The 21,941-nt window shown below is 57.8% G+C and carries 25 protein-coding genes; 16 read left to right on the forward strand and 9 right to left on the reverse strand.

Features of this window, described 5'->3' with window-relative positions:
• Nucleotides 1–68: 68 nt before the first annotated feature.
• Entirely contained in the window at nt 69–1,586 is a 1,518-nt protein-coding gene (gene scpC / locus AABE20_RS01425; RefSeq protein ID WP_338331493.1) for a succinyl-CoA:acetate CoA-transferase ScpC, read from the reverse strand.
• A gap of 305 nt (nt 1,587–1,891) precedes the next feature.
• Between scpC and AABE20_RS01430 the strand changes: the two genes are divergently transcribed.
• The 4 genes from AABE20_RS01430 to gltA all read left to right on the forward strand — a co-directional run bounded on the left by AABE20_RS01430 (nt 1,892) and on the right by gltA (nt 5,045).
• On the forward strand, nt 1,892–2,635 hold the full coding sequence (locus AABE20_RS01430; RefSeq protein ID WP_338331494.1) for a metallophosphoesterase: 744 nt from the start codon (nt 1,892–1,894) through the stop codon (nt 2,633–2,635).
• 68 nt (nt 2,636–2,703) lie between these two features.
• Nucleotides 2,704–3,024 (forward strand): chorismate mutase, encoded by a 321-nt coding sequence (locus AABE20_RS01435; RefSeq protein WP_338331495.1) that lies wholly within the window; start codon nt 2,704–2,706, stop codon nt 3,022–3,024.
• A gap of 14 nt (nt 3,025–3,038) precedes the next feature.
• Nucleotides 3,039–3,584, forward strand: coding sequence for a SixA phosphatase family protein (locus tag AABE20_RS01440; protein ID WP_338331496.1), 546 nt, complete (start codon nt 3,039–3,041; stop codon nt 3,582–3,584).
• A gap of 150 nt (nt 3,585–3,734) precedes the next feature.
• Complete coding sequence (gltA, locus tag AABE20_RS01445; RefSeq protein WP_338331497.1) at nt 3,735–5,045, forward strand: citrate synthase; 1,311 nt, start codon at nt 3,735–3,737, stop codon at nt 5,043–5,045.
• Nucleotides 5,046–5,243: 198 nt separating this feature from the next.
• Here gltA and AABE20_RS01450 read toward each other — a convergent pair whose 3' ends face one another.
• Nucleotides 5,244–5,483, reverse strand: coding sequence for a hypothetical protein (locus AABE20_RS01450; protein ID WP_338331498.1), 240 nt, complete (start codon nt 5,481–5,483; stop codon nt 5,244–5,246).
• A 269-nt stretch (nt 5,484–5,752) separates the two neighbouring features.
• On the opposite strand from AABE20_RS01450, the gene AABE20_RS01455 reads away from it, so the two are divergent.
• Both AABE20_RS01455 and AABE20_RS01460 read left to right on the forward strand, forming a co-directional pair.
• Nucleotides 5,753–6,505 carry an orotate phosphoribosyltransferase gene (locus AABE20_RS01455; protein ID WP_165990527.1) on the forward strand — a complete coding sequence of 251 codons (753 nt, stop codon included), beginning with the start codon at nt 5,753–5,755 and terminating at the stop codon, nt 6,503–6,505.
• A gap of 4 nt (nt 6,506–6,509) precedes the next feature.
• Nucleotides 6,510–7,373, forward strand: a complete 864-nt coding sequence (locus AABE20_RS01460) for a glutamate racemase (RefSeq protein ID WP_338331499.1) — start codon at nt 6,510–6,512, stop codon at nt 7,371–7,373.
• 96 nt (nt 7,374–7,469) lie between these two features.
• Here AABE20_RS01460 and AABE20_RS01465 read toward each other — a convergent pair whose 3' ends face one another.
• Entirely contained in the window at nt 7,470–8,540 is a 1,071-nt protein-coding gene (locus AABE20_RS01465; RefSeq protein WP_338331500.1) for a polyprenyl synthetase family protein, read from the reverse strand.
• 102 nt (nt 8,541–8,642) lie between these two features.
• On the opposite strand from AABE20_RS01465, the gene AABE20_RS01470 reads away from it, so the two are divergent.
• The gene (locus AABE20_RS01470) at nt 8,643–9,398 is read left to right on the forward strand and encodes a tRNA1(Val) (adenine(37)-N6)-methyltransferase (RefSeq protein WP_338331501.1); all 756 of its coding nucleotides are present in this window, start codon (nt 8,643–8,645) and stop codon (nt 9,396–9,398) included.
• 21 nt (nt 9,399–9,419) lie between these two features.
• Here AABE20_RS01470 and AABE20_RS01475 read toward each other — a convergent pair whose 3' ends face one another.
• The 3 genes from AABE20_RS01475 to AABE20_RS01485 form a co-directional block, all read right to left on the reverse strand.
• Entirely contained in the window at nt 9,420–10,436 is a 1,017-nt protein-coding gene (locus tag AABE20_RS01475) for a ribonucleotide-diphosphate reductase subunit beta (RefSeq protein ID WP_338331502.1), read from the reverse strand.
• Nucleotides 10,437–10,514: 78 nt separating this feature from the next.
• Nucleotides 10,515–12,452: a ribonucleoside-diphosphate reductase subunit alpha gene (locus AABE20_RS01480; protein ID WP_338331503.1), complete on the reverse strand. Its 1,938-nt coding sequence runs from the start codon at nt 12,450–12,452 to the stop codon at nt 10,515–10,517.
• Nucleotides 12,453–12,643: 191 nt separating this feature from the next.
• A complete protein-coding gene (locus AABE20_RS01485) occupies nt 12,644–13,624 on the reverse strand; it encodes a Gfo/Idh/MocA family protein (RefSeq protein WP_338331504.1) in 981 nt (326 codons plus the stop codon).
• A 254-nt stretch (nt 13,625–13,878) separates the two neighbouring features.
• Here AABE20_RS01485 and secD point away from each other — a divergent pair, with 254 nt between their 5' ends.
• Both secD and secF read left to right on the forward strand, forming a co-directional pair.
• Nucleotides 13,879–15,444, forward strand: a complete 1,566-nt coding sequence (gene secD, locus AABE20_RS01490) for a protein translocase subunit SecD (RefSeq protein ID WP_338331505.1) — start codon at nt 13,879–13,881, stop codon at nt 15,442–15,444.
• Nucleotides 15,445–15,462: 18 nt separating this feature from the next.
• Nucleotides 15,463–16,410, forward strand: coding sequence for a protein translocase subunit SecF (secF, locus tag AABE20_RS01495; RefSeq protein WP_338331506.1), 948 nt, complete (start codon nt 15,463–15,465; stop codon nt 16,408–16,410).
• 62 nt (nt 16,411–16,472) lie between these two features.
• Here the strand turns inward: secF and AABE20_RS01500 are convergent, their stop codons facing one another.
• Entirely contained in the window at nt 16,473–16,871 is a 399-nt protein-coding gene (locus tag AABE20_RS01500; protein ID WP_338331507.1) for a hypothetical protein, read from the reverse strand.
• A gap of 89 nt (nt 16,872–16,960) precedes the next feature.
• On the reverse strand, nt 16,961–17,452 hold the full coding sequence (gene mscL / locus AABE20_RS01505) for a large-conductance mechanosensitive channel protein MscL (protein ID WP_338331508.1): 492 nt from the start codon (nt 17,450–17,452) through the stop codon (nt 16,961–16,963).
• On the opposite strand from mscL, the gene AABE20_RS01510 reads away from it, so the two are divergent.
• The 4 genes from AABE20_RS01510 (at nt 17,451) to AABE20_RS01525 (ending at nt 19,483) form a co-directional block, all read left to right on the forward strand.
• Entirely contained in the window at nt 17,451–17,738 is a 288-nt protein-coding gene (locus tag AABE20_RS01510; protein WP_338331509.1) for a hypothetical protein, read from the forward strand. The two genes, mscL and AABE20_RS01510, sit on opposite strands and share 2 nt — an antisense overlap.
• 15 nt (nt 17,739–17,753) lie before the next feature.
• Nucleotides 17,754–17,984: a 50S ribosomal protein L31 gene (gene rpmE / locus AABE20_RS01515; protein WP_338331510.1), complete on the forward strand. Its 231-nt coding sequence runs from the start codon at nt 17,754–17,756 to the stop codon at nt 17,982–17,984.
• A gap of 175 nt (nt 17,985–18,159) precedes the next feature.
• On the forward strand, nt 18,160–18,687 hold the full coding sequence (locus AABE20_RS01520; RefSeq protein ID WP_338331511.1) for an Hsp20 family protein: 528 nt from the start codon (nt 18,160–18,162) through the stop codon (nt 18,685–18,687).
• Between the two features lie 205 nt (nt 18,688–18,892).
• A complete protein-coding gene (locus tag AABE20_RS01525; protein ID WP_338331512.1) occupies nt 18,893–19,483 on the forward strand; it encodes a DUF1013 domain-containing protein in 591 nt (196 codons plus the stop codon).
• 62 nt (nt 19,484–19,545) lie between these two features.
• Here AABE20_RS01525 and AABE20_RS01530 read toward each other — a convergent pair whose 3' ends face one another.
• Nucleotides 19,546–19,710, reverse strand: coding sequence for a YdcH family protein (locus AABE20_RS01530; protein WP_086646044.1), 165 nt, complete (start codon nt 19,708–19,710; stop codon nt 19,546–19,548).
• 230 nt (nt 19,711–19,940) lie between these two features.
• Here AABE20_RS01530 and AABE20_RS01535 point away from each other — a divergent pair, with 230 nt between their 5' ends.
• Genes AABE20_RS01535 through AABE20_RS01545 form a run of 3 tightly spaced genes read left to right on the forward strand, consistent with a single transcriptional unit; the run spans nt 19,941 to nt 21,913 of the window.
• Nucleotides 19,941–20,147: a YdcH family protein gene (locus AABE20_RS01535; RefSeq protein ID WP_025824960.1), complete on the forward strand. Its 207-nt coding sequence runs from the start codon at nt 19,941–19,943 to the stop codon at nt 20,145–20,147.
• Nucleotides 20,148–20,192: 45 nt separating this feature from the next.
• Nucleotides 20,193–20,744, forward strand: a complete 552-nt coding sequence (purE, locus tag AABE20_RS01540) for a 5-(carboxyamino)imidazole ribonucleotide mutase (protein WP_338331513.1) — start codon at nt 20,193–20,195, stop codon at nt 20,742–20,744.
• Nucleotides 20,741–21,913: a 5-(carboxyamino)imidazole ribonucleotide synthase gene (locus AABE20_RS01545; RefSeq protein WP_338331514.1), complete on the forward strand. Its 1,173-nt coding sequence runs from the start codon at nt 20,741–20,743 to the stop codon at nt 21,911–21,913. Before purE ends, AABE20_RS01545 begins: the two co-directional genes overlap by 4 nt.
• The last annotated feature ends 28 nt before the right edge of the window (nt 21,914–21,941 follow it).

The following is a 21,941-nucleotide window of genomic DNA, read 5'->3' on the forward strand; positions in this document are numbered from 1 at the left end:
ATAACCACAAAAAAAGCCCCTGCCCGTGTTACGGAGCAGAGGCCCAAAACTGGAACCAGCCAGCCCGCTTACGCGGGAAGCATGGACCCTGTTTCAATAAACCGCTGATGCCACGACAGGGCTTCGGTCAGCAAATGCGGTGTATGCTTGCCAAAAGACTCCCTGAGTGCACGGTCCAGATAGTCCTGCAACATCGGACGGTAATCTGGATGAGCGCATTTTTCGATAATGGTCTGCGCGCGCTTGACGGGTGAAAGCCCACGCAGATCAGCCAGTCCCTGCTCGGTTACAAAAATCTGGGTGTCCTGCATAATGTGGTCCACATGGGCAGCCATGGGCACAATAGCCGAAATTTTGCCACCCTTGGCCGTGGACGGCGACAGGAAGATAGACAGGTAGGCATTCCGGGCAAAATCCCCCGAACCACCAATACCGTTCATCATTTTGGAACCCATAACGCGGGTGGAATTGACGTTGCCGTAAATATCGGCCTCGATCATACCGTTCATGGCAATACAGCCCAACTGGCGAATAACGCCTGTGTTGTTGCTGATGTCCTGCTGGCGCAGGATGATCTTGGAACGGAAGAAGTCCATCCGGTTATTGATCTCTTCCGCAGCTTCGGGGCTGAGGGAGAACGAGGTTGCCGAGGCAATACGCATACGCCCCGAATCCAGCATGGCAAGCATGCCATCCTGAATGACCTCGCTAAAACCAACCAGATTTTCAAACGGCCCTTCGTTCAACCCGTCGAGCACCGCATTGGCCACATTACCAACCCCGGACTGCAACGGCAGCAGGGAGGGCGGCAGACGGTTCTGTTTGACTTCGTGTTCAAAAAAATCAAGCAGGTAGCCTGCAATGGCCTTGGCTGTGCCATCTGGCGCAGCAAACGGTGCGTTACGGTCGCTATCGTTCGTGCGGACAATGGCGTGAATTTTGGCCGGATCAACCTTGAGGAACGTACGGCCAATGCGCTGGTCAGCGCGCGAGAGCGGAATAATGTCACGCGGGGCGCTGGCGTAGCTATTGCCATCCCATACGTCGTGCGTGCCTTCCAGCCCCGGATTCTGCCATTCGTTGACCTCGATAATGACCTTGTCAGCCAGATCGAGAAAAGTCTGTGAATTGCCAACGGAGGAGGTCGGCACAATACCCCCTTCTTCCGTAATGGCTGTGGCTTCCACTACGGCCACATCGAACTTGCCGTAGTTACCCTGACATGCGCGCAGTGCGACCTGCCCGAGGTGGTTATCAAAATAATCCGTCTCGCCCGCATTAATGCGGTTGCGCATGGCCGGATCGGTATTGAACGGGGAGCGGAAGGAAACACCATTCACCTTGCCCAGCTCACCATCAAGCTGCGGGCCGGTGGAGGCACCGGTGATCAGGCTGATCTGGTGCTTTTCCCCACGGTTGTGGGCATCTTCCATCTGTTGGGCCAGCGCCATGGGCACGGCCTTGGGGTAGCCTGCGCCTGTAAAACCGCTGGTGCCGACTACGTCACCATTTCGGATCAGCTTTGCCGCGGCCTCTGCCGGACAAACCTTGCTACGCAGCGCGACGTTCCGAATGCGCTCTGTCATGAGAGGCCTTCCTGTTTTTTTTCTCAAACTGTTCCGAACATACAAAAGGGACAAACCACCCCGCAGTTCGTGCGCCACAACCCGGCTGGGGCTGTGCGCCACGTGCCGTGGCTGCATCCGCTTTTGCATTTTTCAGGCTTGTTTCCGCCCCTGAAAGCTCTTGCACCCTATGCTCAAACAGAACCCTCTGGCGCGTCACATACTTGTGCATGCGTATGCCCCCTTCAAAAAAAACTTGCCAGCACCGTTCCTGTTTTCGCTCGAAAAGCCTACATGAAGGTTAGAAAAGAACAGGTATGGATGGAATGTTCACGGATACCAGGCATGACGAAAACGTGAAGAACGCAATGCAAAAAGGACTCCGCATTGTGGGCGATGTGCATGGGGATCTGGAAGCCTTCCGCCATGCCGTGGCCACGGATCGTTTTGTCATTCAACTCGGTGATCTGGTGGATTATGGGCCAGATAGCGCGGGCGTTCTGCGCCTGATGCTTCAGGTCCAGCGCGAAGGGCGCGGCCTGTTCCTGATTGGCAACCACGACCGCAAGCTCGGCCGCGCACTTATGGGCAAAAAGCTCCGCTCGTCCCCCCATCTGGACGAAACACTGGCCCAGCTTGAGGCGCCAGATAATGCGGATGTCCTCCACGATGTGCTCCCTGCGCTGGAGCAGGCTCCGGCGTGGCTGGTCATGGGGCGGACCGTTTTTGTGCATGGCGCATTTGAGCCGCACATGCTGAACGAACCCCCGCCGCCCCCGCTGGGGCGCGTGACCTACCTGCTCTCCCGCGCTCTGTTTGGCGAAACCACAAGCCGCATGCAGGCCGATGGCTACCCCGAACGCACGCTAAACTGGGTCAACCACATTCCCAACGGCTATACCGTTTACTGCGGCCATGACCAGCGTTCGACCAACGGTTGCCCGCTAACCATACCCGGCCGTGCCGGGGGGCGTGCCATATTTGTAGATACAGGTGCAGGCAAAGGTGGGCATCTGGCATGGGTGGACCTGCCCTACCCCCCCGTGGAAGAAAAGCTTTTTGTCTGTTAACGTCTGGGCGTTGCGCGTTTATAACGCTCCCATAATGTTTTGATCAGCAGCCAGAGACCTTGATTATCGTGACAAATCAGCCGTGCCCCCCGGAAGCCCTGCAGGACCTCCGCCGTAGCATAGACAATATTGACGCAGCTCTTGTTGCCATGCTGGCCGAACGCTTCCGCTGCACCAAAGCGGTGGGCGCGCTCAAGGCCCAGCACAAACTCCCCCCCGCCGACCCTGCGCGGGAGACGCAGCAGATCGCCCGTTTGCGCCGTCTGGCCGAAGACGCCCATCTGGACCCCGACTTTGCGGAGAAGTTCCTCAACTTCATCATCCACGAAGTGATCCGCCACCATGAAGCCATTGCGCTTGAGGCCGCTCCCCTTCCTCCCTCACCATAACATCATGTGATCTTATGCCTGCTTCTCCCTCCCCCCGCCGCCTGATTCTCCTCCGCCATGCAGAAGCCACCCCCGCCGAACTCGGCAGCTTTTCTGCCGAGTCAGATATGGCGCGCCCTCTCACGCATGATGGAGAGCGGGCCGCCATGCGGTGTGGGATCTGGTTACGTGAAAACAGGCTGATACCCGATACAGCCCTATGCAGCCCGGCCGTAAGAACACAGCAGACCCTTGCAGGGGTGCAGAACGTTCTTCACCCTCCTTCCATAGACAATGTGTTTTTGTGCCCCGAAATATACGAGGCCGAACCGGGCGCTCTGGCCATGGCGCTCTGGCAGGTGCCACCACAGGCGCGCACAGTTCTGCTGATCGGGCATAATCCGGGAATTTCCGAGTTTGCACGCTGGCTGGATAACAGGAACGAAATGCTTGATCAGGGATTCGCACCGGCCTCACTGGCTGTCTTCAAGATGGTGGGGAGCGACCTTGTTCCAGACCAAAGCTCTTGGGCAAACTGCGGCAGCATGAGCCTTGTTTTGCACACATTCACGCGACCCTGAGAGAAAAAACCCCAGTTTCCTGCCGACTGAGGCGCGTGATAACGCGCGGTTTATCGGGATGAACCTTTTTGTTTGCTCCTGAATGGGAGACAACACTCAAACAGCAGGCCGCAGTCGCGACCGTGACCCCACTATGCAAAAGGAAACACCATGAGCGTGTCGCAGAACGAGGGTAAGCAGTCCACCGCTACCATTTCGATCGGTGGCAAAACCGCCGAGATGCCCGTACTTTCTGGCAACCTTGGGCCGGATGTTATTGATATTCGTAAACTGCCCTCCGAACTGGGCGTGTTCACGTTTGACCCCGGTTACGGCGAGACGGCCTCCTGCAACAGCAAGATCACCTTTATTGATGGCGATAAAGGCGTTCTGCTGCACCGTGGATACCCCATTGCCCAGCTGGCGGAAAATGCTTCGTACGAAGAGGTGATCTACCTCCTGCTCAATGGCGAACTGCCCAACAAAACGCAGTACGATGCCTTTTCTTCCACGCTGACAAACCACACCCTGCTGCACGAGCAGATCCGCAACTTCTTCAATGGTTTCCGGCGCGATGCCCACCCCATGGCCATTCTGTGTGGCACGGTTGGCGCGCTTTCGGCCTTCTACCCCGATGCATGCGACATCGCCATTCCCGAAAACCGCGAACTCGCGGCCATGCGCCTGATCGCCAAAATCCCGACCATTGCAGCATGGGCTTACAAATACACACAGGGTGACGCCTTTATTTATCCGCGCAATGACCTGAACTACGCGGAAAACTTTTTGTCCATGATGTTCGCGCGCATGTCCGAACCCTACAAGGTCAACCCTGTTCTGGCCCGCGCCATGAACCGGATTCTGATCCTGCATGCGGATCATGAGCAGAATGCCTCCACCTCCACCGTGCGTCTGGCAGGGTCCACTGGGGCCAATCCCTTTGCCTGTATTGCCGCTGGCATTGCCGCCCTGTGGGGACCTGCCCATGGCGGCGCCAACGAAGCCGTGCTGAAAATGCTGGCCAATATTGGCAAAAAAGAGAACATTCCCGCCTTTATCGCTCAGGTCAAAGACAAGAACAGTGGCGTCAAGCTCATGGGCTTTGGACACCGTGTTTACAAAAACTTTGACCCACGCGCCAAAATTATGCAGCAGACCTGCCACGAAGTTCTGAAAGAACTGGGCATTAAGGATGATCCGCTGCTTGATCTGGCTGTGGAGCTGGAAAACATTGCACTGAGTGATGATTACTTTGTGCAGCGTAAGCTCTACCCGAATGTGGATTTCTATTCCGGCATTATCCTCAAGGCCATGGGTATTCCAACCAGCATGTTCACTGTGCTGTTTGCCGTTGCCCGGACGACCGGCTGGGTTAGCCAGTGGAAAGAAATGATTGAAGAACCCGGCCAGCGGATCAGCCGCCCCCGCCAGTTGTATCTGGGTGCTAAGGAACGGGACTTTGTGCCCCTGAACAAGCGCTAAATACCCCAACCCATCTCTGGTTGGTCAAAAGCTGGTCCGCAGCAATGTGGGCCAGCTTTTTTTTGTGGCCTGCCAAAACTACAGACGCACAGCGCCGTTATGACTCACAAAAAAAAGCGGATGCTCATTTTGCCATGAGCATCCGCCACAATTTTTTTTATAGTCCCAACCTAGCTCGTTAGTACGGCTTGGGCGGTGTCAGGCGCAATTGCACCCGGCAGTGGGACCATCTGCTTTGCGTACCATGTGGTGATCAATCCATTCGGAGACCAGCATACGCGCTTCACTCAAAGACGATTCAGGGTGGTGAATACGATACAGGGTGGTACAGGCATTAAACGCGGTCACGTCTGTTGTCCCCACCTCGCGCAGTTCTGTGTAAGCCGTGATGACGGCCCGCTCGCATTTCCGTGCGATCCGACTTGCTTCCATAGCCACGACATTGACCCTTAATTGATAATCGATCTTAACTTGCGCAATTAAACGCCACATCTTGCGCCAACGCAAGGATTAAGTTGTAATTTACTTTACACATAAAATCACAACCTGCGTATGTCCGCCGTTTTTCTACGTTGCACCCAAATCCTGCTTTTTCCTACCAAAAGCAGGCCGCAAATCACATATACAGGCAGATGAGGCATGGATTTTCGGCCCGGCTAGCGGTATGCCAATCCAACTTTAACCACCATAACTTCAAGGAATCTGCCATGATGTCGCCAGCAGGCATTGCCTCTCCCACCGGAGAGTCCAGCGAATGGGATCGTGATGCCGCCCTCACCACCGCACGCCTGCTGCTTGAAATCAAGGCAGTCAATTTCCGCCCCGAAGAACCCTACACCCTGACATCGGGCTGGAAGTCTCCTGTTTATATTGACTGCCGCCGCATTATTTTCTTCCCCCGCGCACGCGCAAAAATTGTGGAACTGGGTGTTGAAAAAATTGGTCGCCACGTTGGCTACGAAAGTCTGGAAGCCATTGTAGGGGGCGAGACAGCAGGCATTCCGTTTGCCGCATGGATGGCCGACCGCATGCTGCTGCCCATGGCCTATGTGCGCAAAAAGCCCAAAGGTTTTGGCCGCAACGCCCAGATTGAAGGCGATGTGCCCGAAAACATGCGGACCCTGCTGGTGGAAGACCTGACAACGGATGGTGCATCCAAGGTGCAGTTCGCCAATGCTCTGCGCAATGCGGGCGCAATTGTGAACCACGCCTTTGTTGTGTTCTACTACGGCGTGTTCCCCGGTGCGCAACAGACCCTGACAGACATGAACGTTGCCCTGCACTCCCTGTGCACGTGGTGGGATGTGCTTGAAGCCTGCGCCAGCCGCCCTTACTTCTCCGAAGAAGCGGCATCTGAAGTCCGGCGCTTTCTGGAAGACCCCTGTGGCTGGTCCGCCCGCCGTGGTGGTGTTGGCAGCTTGGAAGAAGCCGCCGAATTCAAGGCTCGCAAGGACAAATAACACCGTGCAGACGACTGGCCCCGCACTCAGTGGTCCCTACCGTGTTCTGGCGTTCGACTCAGGCATTGGTGGACTGGGTATTGTGCGGGCCATTCGGGCACTCTCGCCCCATATCGGGGTTGACTATCTGGCAGATACTGCCGTTTTTCCTTACGGCGAGCAGGATGATGCCGTCCTTACGCGGCGCATCATCTCCCTTGTCTGCGCGGCTATTGCCCGCTTGCAGCCACAAGCTGTTGTTATTGCCTGCAACACGGCCAGCACTCTGGCTCTGGATGCCTTGCGTCTCGCCTGCCCCGGTATTCCGTTTGTGGGCTGTGTGCCCCCCATTCGTTGGGCAGCACGCCAGACCAGAACTGGCGTTATCGGCCTGCTGGCCACGCGTGCAACAATCCGGCGGCCTTACCTGTCCCGCCTACACGCGCTCTATGCGCCAGATTGCACCCTGATCGCCCATGCGGCTCCTCATCTGGCAAGCTATGCCGAACAGGTTTTTCGGGGTCACTCCGTACCCGATGACCTGATTTATAAAGATATTGAAGGGCTGTTCAGCCACCCCGATTCCAGCCGGCTGGATGCGATCGGTCTAGGGTGCACGCATTACACATTCATGCTCGACCAGCTCCGCAGGCTGACCCCGCCCAGTATGACGTGGCTGGACCCAGCCGATGCGGTCGCCCGTCAGACCTGTACAATCTTGCAAACCCTACAGCCCGCGCCCAACACCGCCACGATGCCAGAACAGGCATGGTTTACGGCAAACCCTGCGGACGCCAAGGCTCTGACCGCCCATCTGCCTACTTTTGGTTTTGATAAAATCAATCTGTGGCAAGAACAGATAAGCCAGCAACGGACCTGCACGGCCTAAGCTGTAGCAAGGTCTTCCTGCTGATAAAGGGGCCACTTTGGCACTTAAAATAAGCTGGCATGGGTTTACCAGTCTCTTGCCAAAATGGCCTCTAGCCTAGCTAGCGCGACTGGCGGAGTAACTGGCGGTTTCCAGCAACAGGGCCTTAAGATCGTTGTCAGGGAAGCCCTGCAACGCCTGACGGGCCAGAGTCGCGTAGTCTTCCGCCCTGGCAAGGGTAATGCCAATCGCGTTGGTCTGGGCAATAAGGGCCAGTGCTGTATCCAGATCTTCTGGCTGCTGCTCGCATTCCTCAATCACACGACGCCAGAATACGCGGTCCTCCTCGCTGCCAGCCTCATAGGCCGCCAGCACGGGCAGAGTGACCTTGCCTTCCTTAAAGTCGTCCCCGACTTCTTTACCCAGCACGGCCTGATCGGCTGAATAATCCAGCGCATCATCCACAAGCTGGAACGCCATGCCCAGATTAGCACCGTAAACCCGCAGGGCTTCACGTTCGGCTGGGGTGACATCCCCAATAACAGCGCCAGATTCGCAGGCTGCGGCAAACAGCGCCGCCGTTTTGCCATAAATAACCTGAAGATACTGCTCAACCGAGGTGGTCAGATCATTCTGCGTGGTCATCTGCATGACCTCGCCTTCGGCCAGTGTGGCAGATGCAGCAGAGAGAATCGCCATAACATCAAGCGAGGCATCAGCCGTAAGAATCTGGAACGAGCGGGCAAACAGGAAGTCCCCCACCAGCACAGAGGCCTTGTTGCCAAAAATTGCGTTAGCACTCGCCAGACCACGCCTTAGCTGGCTGTCATCCACAACATCATCATGCAGCAGTGTGGCTGTATGAATGAACTCAACGCAGGCGGCAATTTCTACATGCCTCATGCGCCCGTCCTGATTGTTGTAGCCACACAACCGCGCGGAGGCGAGTGTCAGCAATGGCCGCAGCCTCTTGCCGCCAGCGGCCACAAGATGCGCAGCTAACTGCGGAATAAGCGCTACGGAACTCTGCATGCGGTCCACAATGACCTGATTACATGCCTGCATATCCGCAGCGAGATAATCAGCCAGCGCCTTAAGGCCAGCTTCCCCTGGTTTACTCACAGAAACTCCAGATCCATCCTGGCTCGCGGCGCTGTCCGTTTCCGACAGACTGACTGCAACACCCAAATGCTATTCCCCCAGCCATGGGATGAGTTGACGTTCTCTTATATGCGAGGCACCTGAAAAACGGTCAAGCACCAACAAATTCAAGCCAGCCAGATCACAGTGATGCAACAAGCACCATCAAGCCACCTTCCCACGACCTCGCATGGCACTCTTTTGCGTGGACGTATCGCTTACAGCCAGTTTCAGCAAGGCTACCGCACAGGGCTTGAGCCCATTCTTATGGCCGCAGCCGTGCCCGCGCGCCAGGGCCAGCATGTGCTCGAAATCGGCTGCGGCGCCGGTGCAGGGCTGTTATGCCTGATGCACCGCGTACCCGACCTGCACGGAACAGGCATTGAGAAAGACTCCGAAACCGCAGAACTTGCCCGCGCAAACCTGCGTGCCAACAAAAAGGAGCAGGTTTCTGTTCTTGCAACATCTTTCCCCGAAGGTGTGCCTGAGGACCTGCGCTTTGACCATTGCATGACCAACCCACCGTGGCACGCCACAACTGGCACAGCCTCCCCCGAACCCCGCCGGGACCTTGCCCGCCGGATGGGCATGCAGACCCTCCCCCTATGGGTTAAGGGGGCCGCCGCTATCCTGCGCCACAAAGGCAGCCTGACACTGGCACTCCCCTCCGCCCTGACCGACAGAGCCGTGGCCGAACTGGTCGCCCACGGCTTTGGGGGTGTAACCCTGTACCCCTTCTGGCCCAAAGCAGACCGCGAAGCGCGCATTCTGCTGGTGCAGGCCAGACTTGGGGTCAAAAGCCCTGCCCGCATTCTGTCTGGCCTGATCCTGCATGAAGCAGACGGAGCCTTTACCCCACAGGCGCGCGACGTGCTGGAAAACGGCACAGCCCTGCCCGGCCTTTAGGCCCGCCCCTTCGGCCGGATATTACGAGAAAACCGAACTTTCAAACGCTTCTTCCCATGTGCCCATGGTGGAGGCGCGGCTGTATTCGGTTGAACGGTTTTCAAAGAAGTTGGCGTGTTCAACCGCGTTCAGCATATCATCCAGCCAAGGCAGCGGGTTGGTAGTCGTGTTGTACACCGGGTCCAGCCCAAGCTGGGTCAGGCGGCGGTCGGCAATAAAGTGGATGTAGGTTTTAACCTGTGCCGCATCCAGCCCTTCCACCGGTCCCATTTCGAACGCAAGGTCAATAAAGGCCTCTTCGTGCTCGACAATGGTTTTGCAGATGTCGGTCAGTTCCTGCCGCAGCTTATCTGTCCAGATATGCGGGTTTTCCTGAATGAACACGCGGAACAGGCGGATAATGGACAGGCAGTGCAGGGTTTCGTCCCGCACCGACCAGGACACGATCTGCCCCATGCCCTTGAGCTTGTTAAAGCGCGGGAAGTTGAGCAGGATGGCGAAGGAGGCAAAAAGCTGTAGCCCCTCCGTAAATGCCCCGAACGCTGCCAGCGTCTTTGCAATTTCATGCTTACTGTCCACGTTAAAGGACTGCATGTAATCGTATTTATCCTTCATTTCCTTATACTTAAGGAACGCGGAATATTCTTCCTCCGGCATACCCAGCGTGTCCAGCAGGTAGCTGTATGCCGCAATATGAATGGTTTCAATGTTGGAAAAGGCCGAAAGCATCATCAGCACTTCAGTCGGTTTGAACACCCGGCTGTAGTGCTTCATGTAGCAGTTGTTCACTTCCACATCCGACTGGGTGAAGAAGCGGAAAATCTGGGTCACAAGGTGGCGTTCGCTCTCGTTGAGCACACGGTGCCAGTCTTTTACGTCATCAGCCAGCGGCACTTCCTCGGGGAGCCAGTGCACGCGCTGCTGCGTCAACCATGCATCATACGCCCACGGGTACCGAAACGGCTTGTACACCGGGTTGGCTGTCAGCAGGTCAAAACGCTGTTCCTGCGGCTGCTGGCCGGTTTTGTGCTCGCTCATTGTGCCTCCATCAGGCGGCACCACCCAAGGAAACCGCCACACGACTGTGATAAAAAACAGATACTGACCCGTCAGCCCTTACTGGCAGGCCAGACACTCGTCATAATTATTGCCACCTGCGGCATGGTCTGCGGCGGCCTGCTCGGCCACCCCCGCCCCCAGCACCTCGGACTTGGCGAGTACGTTGCTCACCGTATCCGCCCGCTGGATGGACAGGCTGCGGCAGTAATAAAGAGATTTCAGCCCCTTTTTCCATGCCTGAAAATGAATCTGGTGCAGGTCGCGCTTATGCACATCCGCAGGCAGGAACAGGTTGACCGACTGCGCCTGACAAATAAATGGCTGCCGGTCGGCCGCATGCTCCACCACCCAGCGCTGGTCCAGTTCGAACGCGGTTTTGAACACGTCCTTTTCCTGCTGGGTCAAAAAGTCCAGATGCTGCACGCTGCCTTTGCTGGTGGTAATGGAGGACCACACCTCTGGCGTGTCCTGCCCTTTTTCCACCAGCAGCTTGAGCAGGTGCCGGTTCCGTACCGTAAAGGAGCCGGAAAGGGTTTTTTGCAAGAACACGTTGGCCGCGATCGGCTCGATCCCCGGACTTGCATTGCCTGCAATGATGGAAATGGACGCCGTGGGCGCAATGGCCATCTTGTTGGAAAAGCGTTCCTTAATGCCATATTCCTCGGCATCGGGGCAGGCGCCGCGCAGGTCCGCCAGATGGCGGGAGGCGGCATCGGCCTGCTCGCGGATATGCTTGAAGATCTTGCGGTTCCAGACCTTGGCGATCACGCTCTCGAACGGAACATTTTTGGCCTGCAGGAAGGAGTGGAACCCCATAACCCCCAGACCTACGGAGCGTTCACGCATGGCGGCGTATTTGGCCCGCTCCATGTCCTCTGGTGCGCGGTCGATAAAGTCCTGCAACACGTTATCGAGGAAGAGCATGACATCCTCGATGAACTGAGGATTATCCGACCACTCATCCCATGTTTCAAGGTTGAGGGAAGACAGGCAGCAGACCGCAGTACGCGCCTTGCCGTGGTGGTCTATGCCCGTTGGCAGCGTAATTTCGGAACACAGGTTGGAGGTCTTGACCTCCAATCCGGCAAGCTTGTGGTGCTCCGGGCGCGCATTGTTCACATGGTCGGAGTAAACAATATATGGCTCGCCCTGCTCCATACGCGCGGTGAGAATACGAATCCACAACCCACGCGCCGAAATTTTGCGGATAACCGAGTTATCCTTGGGTGAGAGCAGCGCCCATTCGGCATCGGTCTCCACAGCGCGCATGAACGCGTCGGAGACCAGAATACCGTGGTGCAGGTTAAGCGCCTTACGGTTGGGGTCCCCCCCCGTGGGGCGACGGATTTCTATGAACTCTTCAATCTCGGGGTGCCAGACCGGCAGGTAGACCGCGGCCGACCCACGGCGCAACGACCCCTGGGAGATTGCAAGCGTTAAGCTGTCCATCACACGGATAAAGGGGATAACGCCCGAGGTTTTGCCATTACGGCCCACGTTCTCGCCAATGGAGCGCAGGTTCCCCCAGTAGGAGCCAATGCCCCCACCCTTGCTGGCCAGCCACACATTCTCGTTCCACAGATCGACAATGCCTTTAAGGCTGTCGTTCGCTTCATTCAGAAAGCACGAAATGGGCAGGCCACGCGTTGTGCCGCCGTTGGACAGCACAGGCGTTGCGGGCATGAACCAGTGGCGGCTGATATAGTCATAAATACGCTGCGCGTGGGCAGCATCCGCCCCGTAATAGGACGCAACGCGCCCAAACAGGTCCTGATAACTCTCATCAGGCAGCAGGTAGCGGTTATCCAGCGTGGCCTTGCCAAACGGGGTCAACAGCGCATCGCGCGAGCGGTCCACACGCACCTGATGGTGCCCCGGAAGCTGCACCATATCCTGCATCTGCTCGGCACCGAACAGATCCGGTTCCTCAGCCGAGCCTGATGCTCCTGAATGGGAACGACGAACGTCATTCTCATGCACGTCGATCAGACTCATGGCTTTTGCTCTCCGGTTTTTTACGAACGATATTGGGGGGCGTGTGACTGGCGCGGACGCACACACCATATATCGCGCTTCTTACCCCACTTTGCCCCCATATCTAGGTTTTTTTTTGACGAAAATGACCAATTTTAAGCTTGCGCTTTGAAAAACAGCGGATTCCTCCCGCGTCGCTTGCGCACGTCTTTTCAACTCCCCCCGATCAGGCCGGACTGCTCCATAAGGGTGCGCGTGGTGGTTATGCCATCCGCCACAGCCAGAGCCGCCGCCAGAGCACGCCGCCCGGCCACGGCATCCACCACCACAGGAGCGCCATGCACGCAGGACGCCACAAAAGCCTGATGCTCCGCAAACAGCGAATCATGCTCCTTCCAGCTTATGCTCTCCCGCCTGAAGCCGCCTGTGCCCGGTAGCGGCAGGCCCCGCTCACGCCCGATCATGCTCAACTCACGTTTGACAAAATCAGCCGACAGATACCCCTCCTCGGAAAAAAGGCGCATCCGCCGCTCGGTCTTGAGCGAAATGCGGCTGGCGGTAATGGTGGCCACACACCCGTTTTCAAACCGCACCCGCGCGTTGGCTATGTCCTCGTACTCGGAGCTGACCGCCGCCCCCAGCGCATCCACCTGTGCAATCGGGCTGTCCACAAGGGCCAGAACCAGATCCAGATCATGGATCATAAGGTCCAGAATAACGGAAACATCCGTCCCGCGTGGCTTGTAGGGGGCTATGCGCGTGGCCTCTATATAAAGCGGGCGGGTTATGCGCCTGCTTATGGCCTCATGCTCGGCGGAGTAGCGCAGCAGGTGCCCAACCTGGCAGACCAGCCCGCTCTGCCGCGCCAGTGTGACCAGCATGTCCGCCTGTTCCAGCGTTGCCGCCACCGGCTTTTCCACCAGCACATGCCGCCCCGCCCGCAGGGCCTGTACGGCAAGGTCAAAATGAAACTCCGCCGGAGCGGCCACCACCACCGCATCGGACTGGGCGAGCAGTGTATCCACATCCGCCACAACCGGGCAGCCTGCCTCGTGCGCAACAAGCCGCGCACGGGCGGGATCGGGGTCAAACAGGCCAGACAGGCTCTCGCCCGGCACATCGCGTATTTTCAGGGCGTGGTACCGCCCAAAATGCCCTGCCCCAATAACCCCTACACGCAGCGTTGTGCTCATCTGTACCGCCCTTGCCTGATCTGGCCAGTTTTTTAGACCCCTCAAGGGGTAGCAGCCTCGCCCCCGAATGCAAACAAAGCCCCTGCTCCAGCCATGCCGCCCCTGCCATGCCAGCGCCATTTGGGGTGGGGTGATGCGCCTGCGCCACGCAAAATGAACGAAAAAGCACAGCATGCCACCCATAAGCGCGCGAACGGGTTGCATCTGTTGGGGTTGAACGGCATGTTCCGGGCAGCAAAACTGCAAGCGATCAGGTGAGAATGTATTACAGCCGCCTCAAACTGGCCTCGGTACTGGGCGTATGCCTTTTAGGCCTGCTGCTGTGCCTGCCCAACGGCATGCGCAAGCCGCTCCCTTCCATACCATGGCGACAGATCCACCTTGGACTGGATCTGCGGGGCGGTTCCTACCTGCTCATGCAGGTTGATCTGCAAAGCCTGACCCATGACAGGTTGCAAACCCTTTCGGAAAACACGCGCGATGCGCTGCTTGACGCGCATCTTGGCTACCAGAACATTACGGTGGATGCGGCCAAGGCCACCATCTCGTTCATGCCCCGTGCGGCTTCTGAAACCGATGCGGACATAGCAGCCCTGAATGCCCTGCCCCGCGCCGTGCCGAACGAATTCAGCGTAAGCAAGCGTGAGGACGGCAGCATTGCCCTTGTGCTGGCCCCCGAATCCATTCGCGTCCGTGCGCGTGAGGCCGTGACCCAGTCCATTGAGATTGTGCGCCGCCGCATTGACGGCACAGGTGCGGTGGACCCCGAAATTACCCGCCAGGGTGATGACCGCATTGTGGTGGAACTCCCCGGTATTAGCGACCCGGACCGGATTAAGGCTCTTTTGGGCACCACGGCCAAAATGAGCTTCCATCTGGTAGACGCCAACCCGCTGCACGCCACCTACCCGCCGCAAGGCGTAAGCCTGCTCCAGATGGCCGACCCGGCAGAGGGTGGCCCCCTGCCCGTGTTCGACCATGTGGATGTGGACGGCTCGGACCTGACCAACGCCGGTGCGGTTATTGACCAGCAAAGCGGTAAATGGGCCGTCAGCTTCTCTTTCGATTCGATTGGCACACACGCCTTTGCCGCCGTCACGCAAAGCAATGTGGGCAAGCGATTCGCCATTGTGCTGGATAACAAGATTATCGAAGCCCCCGTGATCATGAGCCCCATAACCGGTGGCAACGGCCAGATTACTGGCGGGTTTGACGCGCAGAAGGCCACCGACCTTGCCCTGATGCTCCGCGCAGGCGCGCTGCCTGCCCCCCTGAGCGTTATCGAGCAGCGGTCCATTGGTCCATCACTAGGGGCCGATTCCATTCGCGCAGGCATGATCAGCCTTGCCGTTGGCTTTGTTATGGTCGTGGTCTTTATGGTGCTGTTTTATGGCCGCTTTGGCTGGTACGCGGATATGGCCCTGCTGGCCAATCTGGTGCTCATGGTGGCCATTCTCTCGCTCTTTGAGGCAACCCTGACCCTACCCGGCATGGCGGGCATGCTGCTTACACTGGGTATGGCGGTGGATGCCAACATCCTGATCAACGAACGCATCCGCGAGGAAATTGCCCGTGGGCGCACCCCGCTGGCAGCCATGCAGACAGGGTTTGAAAAAGCCACCTCCACCATTATCGACAGTAACGCCACGGCCCTGCTGGCCCACGTCATGCTGTTTGTTTTTGGCACAGGTCCGGTCCGTGGGTTTGCGCTCACCATTACCATTGGCATTGTGACCACTCTGTTCACCACCCTGCTGCTTTCCCGCATGCTCATGGCCCGCTGGTACGCGCGTACGCGCCCAACCAGCCTGCCTGTTTGAAGAAACGAGGCGCTACTTATGTTCGGACGTCCTCTTCTGCGTTTTGTCCGCAAGGATACGCACATCAACTTCATGCGCGGTCGCTACATGGGGCTGATCGTCTCGGCCGTGCTGTCGATTGCATCGCTTGTTCTGTTCTTCCACCCCGGCCTGACACTGGGGCTGGATTTTCGCGGTGGGATTGTGGTGGAAGCCCAAACCCCCGGCCCGGCGGACTTTGCCAAAATCCGCGCGGCTCTGGCCGAGCATGGGGTGCAGCACGCCTCCTTCCAGTCCTTTGGCGCAGCGAACGATGTTCTGATCCGGCTGGATGCTGGCTCGGAGCAGGATACGCAAGCCATTGTGGACAAGGTGCGCCACACTGTGGCCGAGGCCCTGCCCGGCACGACCATTCTGCGCGCCGATGCGGTGGGAGCCTCGGTTTCGGCCGAACTGTTCCGCAACGGCATGCTGGCGCTGGCACTCAGCCTTGCCATGATTCTGGGTTACATCTGGTTCCGGTTTGAATGGGAGTTCGCCCTTAGCGCAGTGATCACCCTTGTGCTGGACCTGACCAAAACGGTGGGCTTTCTCGTACTCACCGGCTTTGAGTTCGATCTGGTTATGGTGGCCGCCATTCTGACCATTCTGGGTTACTCCACCAATGACAAGGTGGTGGTTTATGACCGTGTGCGTGAGAACCTGCGTAAATACCGCACCATGCCGCTCATTGACCTGATCAACCTTTCAATCAACGAAACACTCAACCGCACACTGGGCACATCCTCCACGGTCTTTCTGGCATCCCTGCCGCTGGCCCTGTGGGGAGGCGCCACATTGTCCGGCTTTGCGTGGACCATGCTGTTTGGCATTGTGGTGGGCACGTCTTCCTCCATCTTCATCGCAGCGCCCCTTCTGCTTTTTATGGGAGAAGGCCGCCTGAAGCGGGGTGCCAAAAGTGGCAAGGCCACAACGCCGTCCACCTGAGCGCGCATGATCAGGACACAATAAAAAAACGGAGCAGTCTGACTGCTCCGTTTTTTTATGCCTCAATGCCCTGAAAGTGGGACGGGTGCGCCATTGGGCACGACCATCATGCTGCCCGAAAAAGTGGCGGGTTCATCAATCGTGGCCAGAAAACTTTCCACCTTTAGCCCAGCCACTTTGAGCGTATTGCCGTCCGGGTGATCCCGAAACGCCAGAATGGCCGCAAGGGCCGCCCGATCCGCCGTAACAATATGAACAATCTGCGGCAGCGTTAAGCCACCGCTCATCAACTGCCCGCGCGCCATGCCATTGGCTATGGCGTAGCTGTACAGCAGCGTGCTGGGGGTCTGCTCCACCCTGAGTTCATACGGCACGCTCTGGCAGCCTGCCACGCCTACAAGGGCAAGCATGGCGGCAAAGGGGGGCGCTTTACAAAAAAAGCGGAATACAGGGCGCTTCATGTTCAAGAACCTACCCCATATTCCGCCAGCCGAAAATACAGCCACTGGCCCGGCCCATGGTCCGGGTCCATTTTATACCTGAAAGTCTTTTAGCCCTGCGGCGTTGCCTGCCCATTGTTCCGGGCGGCAAGTTCGTCACGGATTTCGGTTAGCAGCACTTCCGTTTTGGTGGGCGCGGGTGCGGCTGCGGGCTTGGCTTCCTCACGCACATGCAGGCGGGTCAGGGCTTTGACCATCCAGAAAATGGCCATGGCCACGATCAGGAACTGGATAACCGCATTCACAAACAGACCAAGGTTCAGGGTGACCGCCCCGGCTTTTTGCGCGGCATCCAACGTTGCTTCATGCGGGCCTTTAAGGGTGACGAACAGGTTGGAAAAATCAATCCCGCCCACCAGCAGACCAATAATGGGGTTGAACACATCCTTGACCAGACTGTTCACAATTCCCGTAAACGCGGCGCCAATGACCACACCAACAGCCAGATCCACCACATTGCCACGCATGATAAAGGCGCGGAACTCCCCCACCCAGCCCGGTGTACGAACATGCGCCTTAAGATCAGTTTTAAGATCAGCCATGAATAATTATCCTGTTTGTAAGGTTTTATACAAAGATACTGATCTGTATCCGCCGGACTGGCTGTTTCTCAAGCTTTATTGTTGGAATATTCAAAAATCTTTACCCCGTATGCCAGCAGGCAGATCATTATTCCCACGGACCATTCAATGCGTTACCCCACAACGCGGCGCAGGACTGCCCCGGTTTGGAGTAAAAGGTGCGCAATCAACGGTTGATCCTGCTGCCGCATACCGTTATATGCACGGCAATTCGGCCCGGTCGGTATCGGGCCTTCGTCTGCTGTAAAGAAAGACCTGTCCCATGAAGCCCGGCATTCACCCCGAATACCACGAAATCACCGTCATCATGACCGACGGCACGGAATACACCACCCGCTCCTGCTACGGCAAAGCTGGTGACACCATCCGTCTGGACATTGACACCAAGTCCCATCCGGCGTGGACCGGCGTTCAGCGCATCATGGACACCGGGGGCCAGGTTGCCAAGTTCAACAAGCGCTTTGCAGGGATCGGCACCCGTTCCAAGGGCTGATTTTTCAGCGTCTTTGTGTGCTTCAGGCCCCGCCCTCTTGAAAAAGGAGGCGGGGCTTTCCACGTTTGGGGTATGGCCGATGCCCCATGTGGGGTCGGCCAGACAGACCTGCCGCCACGGGCCGCCTTATGGGGCCTGCTGCACGGCAGAACCTTGCTGAACGAGGAGGTTCCACATGACCTATGATTTTGCACCCCTGTTCCGTACCGCCATCGGCTTTGACCGGCTGGCACAGGTAATGGACACCGCAGCCCGCAACACGGGCACACCAAGCTACCCCCCCTACGACATTGCCAAAACAGGGAACGACAGCTACGCCCTGACCATGGCCGTGGCAGGCTTTGCCCCCGAGGATATTGAACTTCTGGTCCAAGACAGCACACTTGTTGTCTCCGGTCGGGTGAGTACCCCACAAAACGAGGGCGAAGTGCTGCACCGCGGCATTGCCCGCCGCGCCTTTGAACGCCGCTTTGCACTGGCCGACCATGTTGAGGTCACAGGAGCGGATATGAATAACGGCCTGCTCCGCATCAGTGTCCGCCAGATCGTGCCCGAAGCCCTTAAACCACGGCGCATTCCGGTCCGTGCGGGCCATAGCACCAGCATGCCAGCCGATGCCCCCGCCAGCGCGCCCTTTGCCCCGAACCACAACGTTGTTGCGGCCGATACGGCCCGTAACCAGCGCGTGTCGGATGCGGCCTGAGTGCGCCTTGCGGGTCCAAAAGGGGGTGGAACAGTGGTTCCACCCCCTTTTGTTGTGTTTTTGCGGCTTGACCTGACCGGGCTGCTCCCTCCATATCGGGGGCATAGATGCGCGTCGGCAGGCACGCAGGCTTCGGAAGAGGTTCCAGGCCGTCAATTTTACCGGTGCCTGCGTGAGCGCCGCCCGACGACAGGATAGAAGCCAAATGACGACCTTACCCTTGATGCCAAAAGCAACCGCTGTGTGGCTGATCGAAAAGACCGCGCTCAGCTTTGAACAGATTGCCGCTTTTTGTGGGATGCACCCGCTGGAAGTGCAGGCCATTGCCGATGGGGAAGTCGCTCAGGGCATTGTGGGCTATGACCCCGTTGCCAACCACCAGCTTGCACTGGAAGAAATCCGCCGTTGCGAGGCAACCCCTACCGCACGGCTTAAAATTCTGGCGACCAACAACCCTGTACGCCGCCGCTCCAAGGGTGCGCGCTACACGCCGGTTGCCAAACGCCATGACCGCCCCGATGGTATTGCCTTCCTGCTGCGCAACTACCCGCAGTTGAGCGAACAGCAGATTGTTAAACTGCTGGGCACCACTAAGGACACCATTGCCAAAGTGCGGGACAAACAACACTGGAACACGCCCAACATCAAACCGCGTGACCCAGTGACCGTTGGCCTATGCAGCCAGACGGACCTGAACGCAGCCGTAGCCGACGCCAATGCCCGGCTTGAGCGTGAAGGGGCGGAAATTCCCATGCCTGCGCTGGATGCGGGCGATCTTGATTTTTCTGCTGAATAAAATTTTTCCGGTTCAGTCTGCCGCGTATGCACATGCGACAGACTGAACCGCGTTGCGTTTTTTTAGCCCGCCAGCCGTTCTATTTCTTCCTTGATCCTGAGCTTTTGCAGCTTCAGGCACATCAGAACGCGCTCGTCCGGTCTGGGCCTGCCCCCTTCGGAAGCAATTTTCTGGTCAATATGAGAATGGCGGTGTTTGAGAGACTCTATCCTTGCTAGGCGCGCCATGGCTGCCTCCATTCGGTTAGTGACTTTTTTACGCTAGCGTACAGGCGGCCAAAAATTTCATGTTAATTTCATATCCCGCCGCATACCGATATGCGCTGTGCACATGGAACTTTTTCAGGTTTGCGCAAGCTGGCTTCGCAATGCATGGTTGGTAAAGCGCACCATAAATGCGACAACGGAGTAATCCGATTGAATGCACGAGTCAGATGCACACAGGGAGAACCAGCGCCATGATGCAAGACCGCGAGTCACTACTGGGGCAACTTCTTGAACTGCGAAGCGAGCATCGTGATCTGGATACGGTCATCAACCGCATGACCAACGAGACAACTTTTATCGACCAGTTGTACCTTCAGCGGCTCAAAAAACGGAAATTACTGCTCAAAGACCGCATAACACGGGTTGAAAGCCAACTGATACCCGACAATATTGCCTGACTTTGCAACAGGACCAGCATTAGCAAGACCGGATACCCTACCCCTGTGAACACGACAGCCCCCCAGACCACCACCTCCCACGCAGCAGACAACGGCGCGGCAGCCACCGCCCCCAAGGTTGGCATAATCATGGGGAGCCAGTCCGACTGGGAAACCATGCGCCATGCCGATGCTATTCTGAACGAGCTGGAAATCCCGCACGAAACACGCATTGTGTCCGCCCACCGCACGCCGGACAGGCTGGCGGACTATGCCCGCACGGCGGCGGAGCGAGGGTTGTCTGTTATTATCGCAGGCGCTGGGGGTGCGGCACACCTGCCGGGCATGTGCGCTGCATGGACCCGCCTGCCCGTGCTGGGCGTACCCGTGGAATCCCGTGCGCTCAAAGGCATGGACAGCCTGCTCTCCATTGTGCAGATGCCCGGTGGCGTACCTGTTGGCACACTGGCCATTGGATCGGCTGGCGCCAAGAACGCGGCATTGCTGGCGGCCTCCATTCTGGCTTTGCAGAACCCGGAACTGGCCGCACGGCTGGAGGCATGGCGCGCGGTACAGACCGCATCGGTTGCTGATACACCCGTGACAGAAAACGAATGACCCATACACACGCAGCCCTGGCCCCCAACGCCGTTATTGGCATTGTGGGCGGGGGGCAGCTTGGCCGCATGTCTGCTGTTGCAGCCTCCCGGCTGGGCTATAAAACCCATATTCTCACGCAGGATGCGCACGGCCCTGCGGCACAGGTTTGCAGCGCCATAACTCTTGGCGCGTATGACGACCCCGATGCACTGGATGCCTTTGCCAAGGCTGTTGATGTTGTCACGTTCGAGTTTGAGAACATCAGTGCAGATGCGCTGGACCGGCTGAGCAGGCATTGCCCCGTGCGCCCGTCTGGCCATATCCTGCGCATCAGTCAGGACCGTTTGGCGGAAAAAACATTTCTGGCCTCCGCCGGTGTGCCGCTAGCACCGTGGCATGCGGTTACGGACCATGCCTCCTTGCATGAAGCGGCCAATAAGCTTGGCTTCCCGCTTATTCTCAAGACCACCCGCAACGGGTATGACGGCAAGGGCCAGCGCCGCGTTTACACCGAAGCGGAGCTGGACGAAGCGTTTGCCGCACTGGCCCCGCACCCGCTGGTAGCCGAAGGCATGGTCGATTTTGCCTGCGAACTCAGCGTTATGGTCGCACGCGGCACAGATGGCACAACCCGGTGCTTTGACACGGTTCTGAACCACCATTGGCACGGCATTCTGGACCTGACACTCGCCCCCGCCCCCGTGGCGGACGATGTGGCCCTTGAAGCAGGCCGACTGGCCGCCCTTATTGCCGAACAGTTTGATCTGGTCGGCATTATGGGGGTGGAAATGTTCCTTGTGCGCGATGGGTCGTTGATGGTGAACGAAGTTGCCCCCCGGCCGCATAATTCAGGCCACTGGACAATGGATGCCTGTGCGCAGGACCAGTTTGACATGCACATCCGTGCCGTTGCGGGCCTGCCCCTGCCCTATGCCATCCGCCATTCGGACGCGGTGATGAAAAATCTGGTCGGACCAGAGGATATGGCCCTATGGCCCGCCATTTTAGCCCATTCGGGCCATATCCCCCACCTGTACGGCAAAAAAATTGCCCGCGAGGGCCGCAAAATGGGGCATGTGAACATTCTGTTCCCCTACGGCGCTCTGCCGGGTGAGTGGGGCATACAGGCAGCCCTTGGCCCCCTGGCCACCAAATGCGCGGCCCCTCCGCCCATAAACGCAGACTAACACCCCCACTACCCTGAGCAATGGGGGG

The organism is Acetobacter zythi (assembly GCF_963921165.1).
Taxonomy (GTDB): domain Bacteria; phylum Pseudomonadota; class Alphaproteobacteria; order Acetobacterales; family Acetobacteraceae; genus Acetobacter.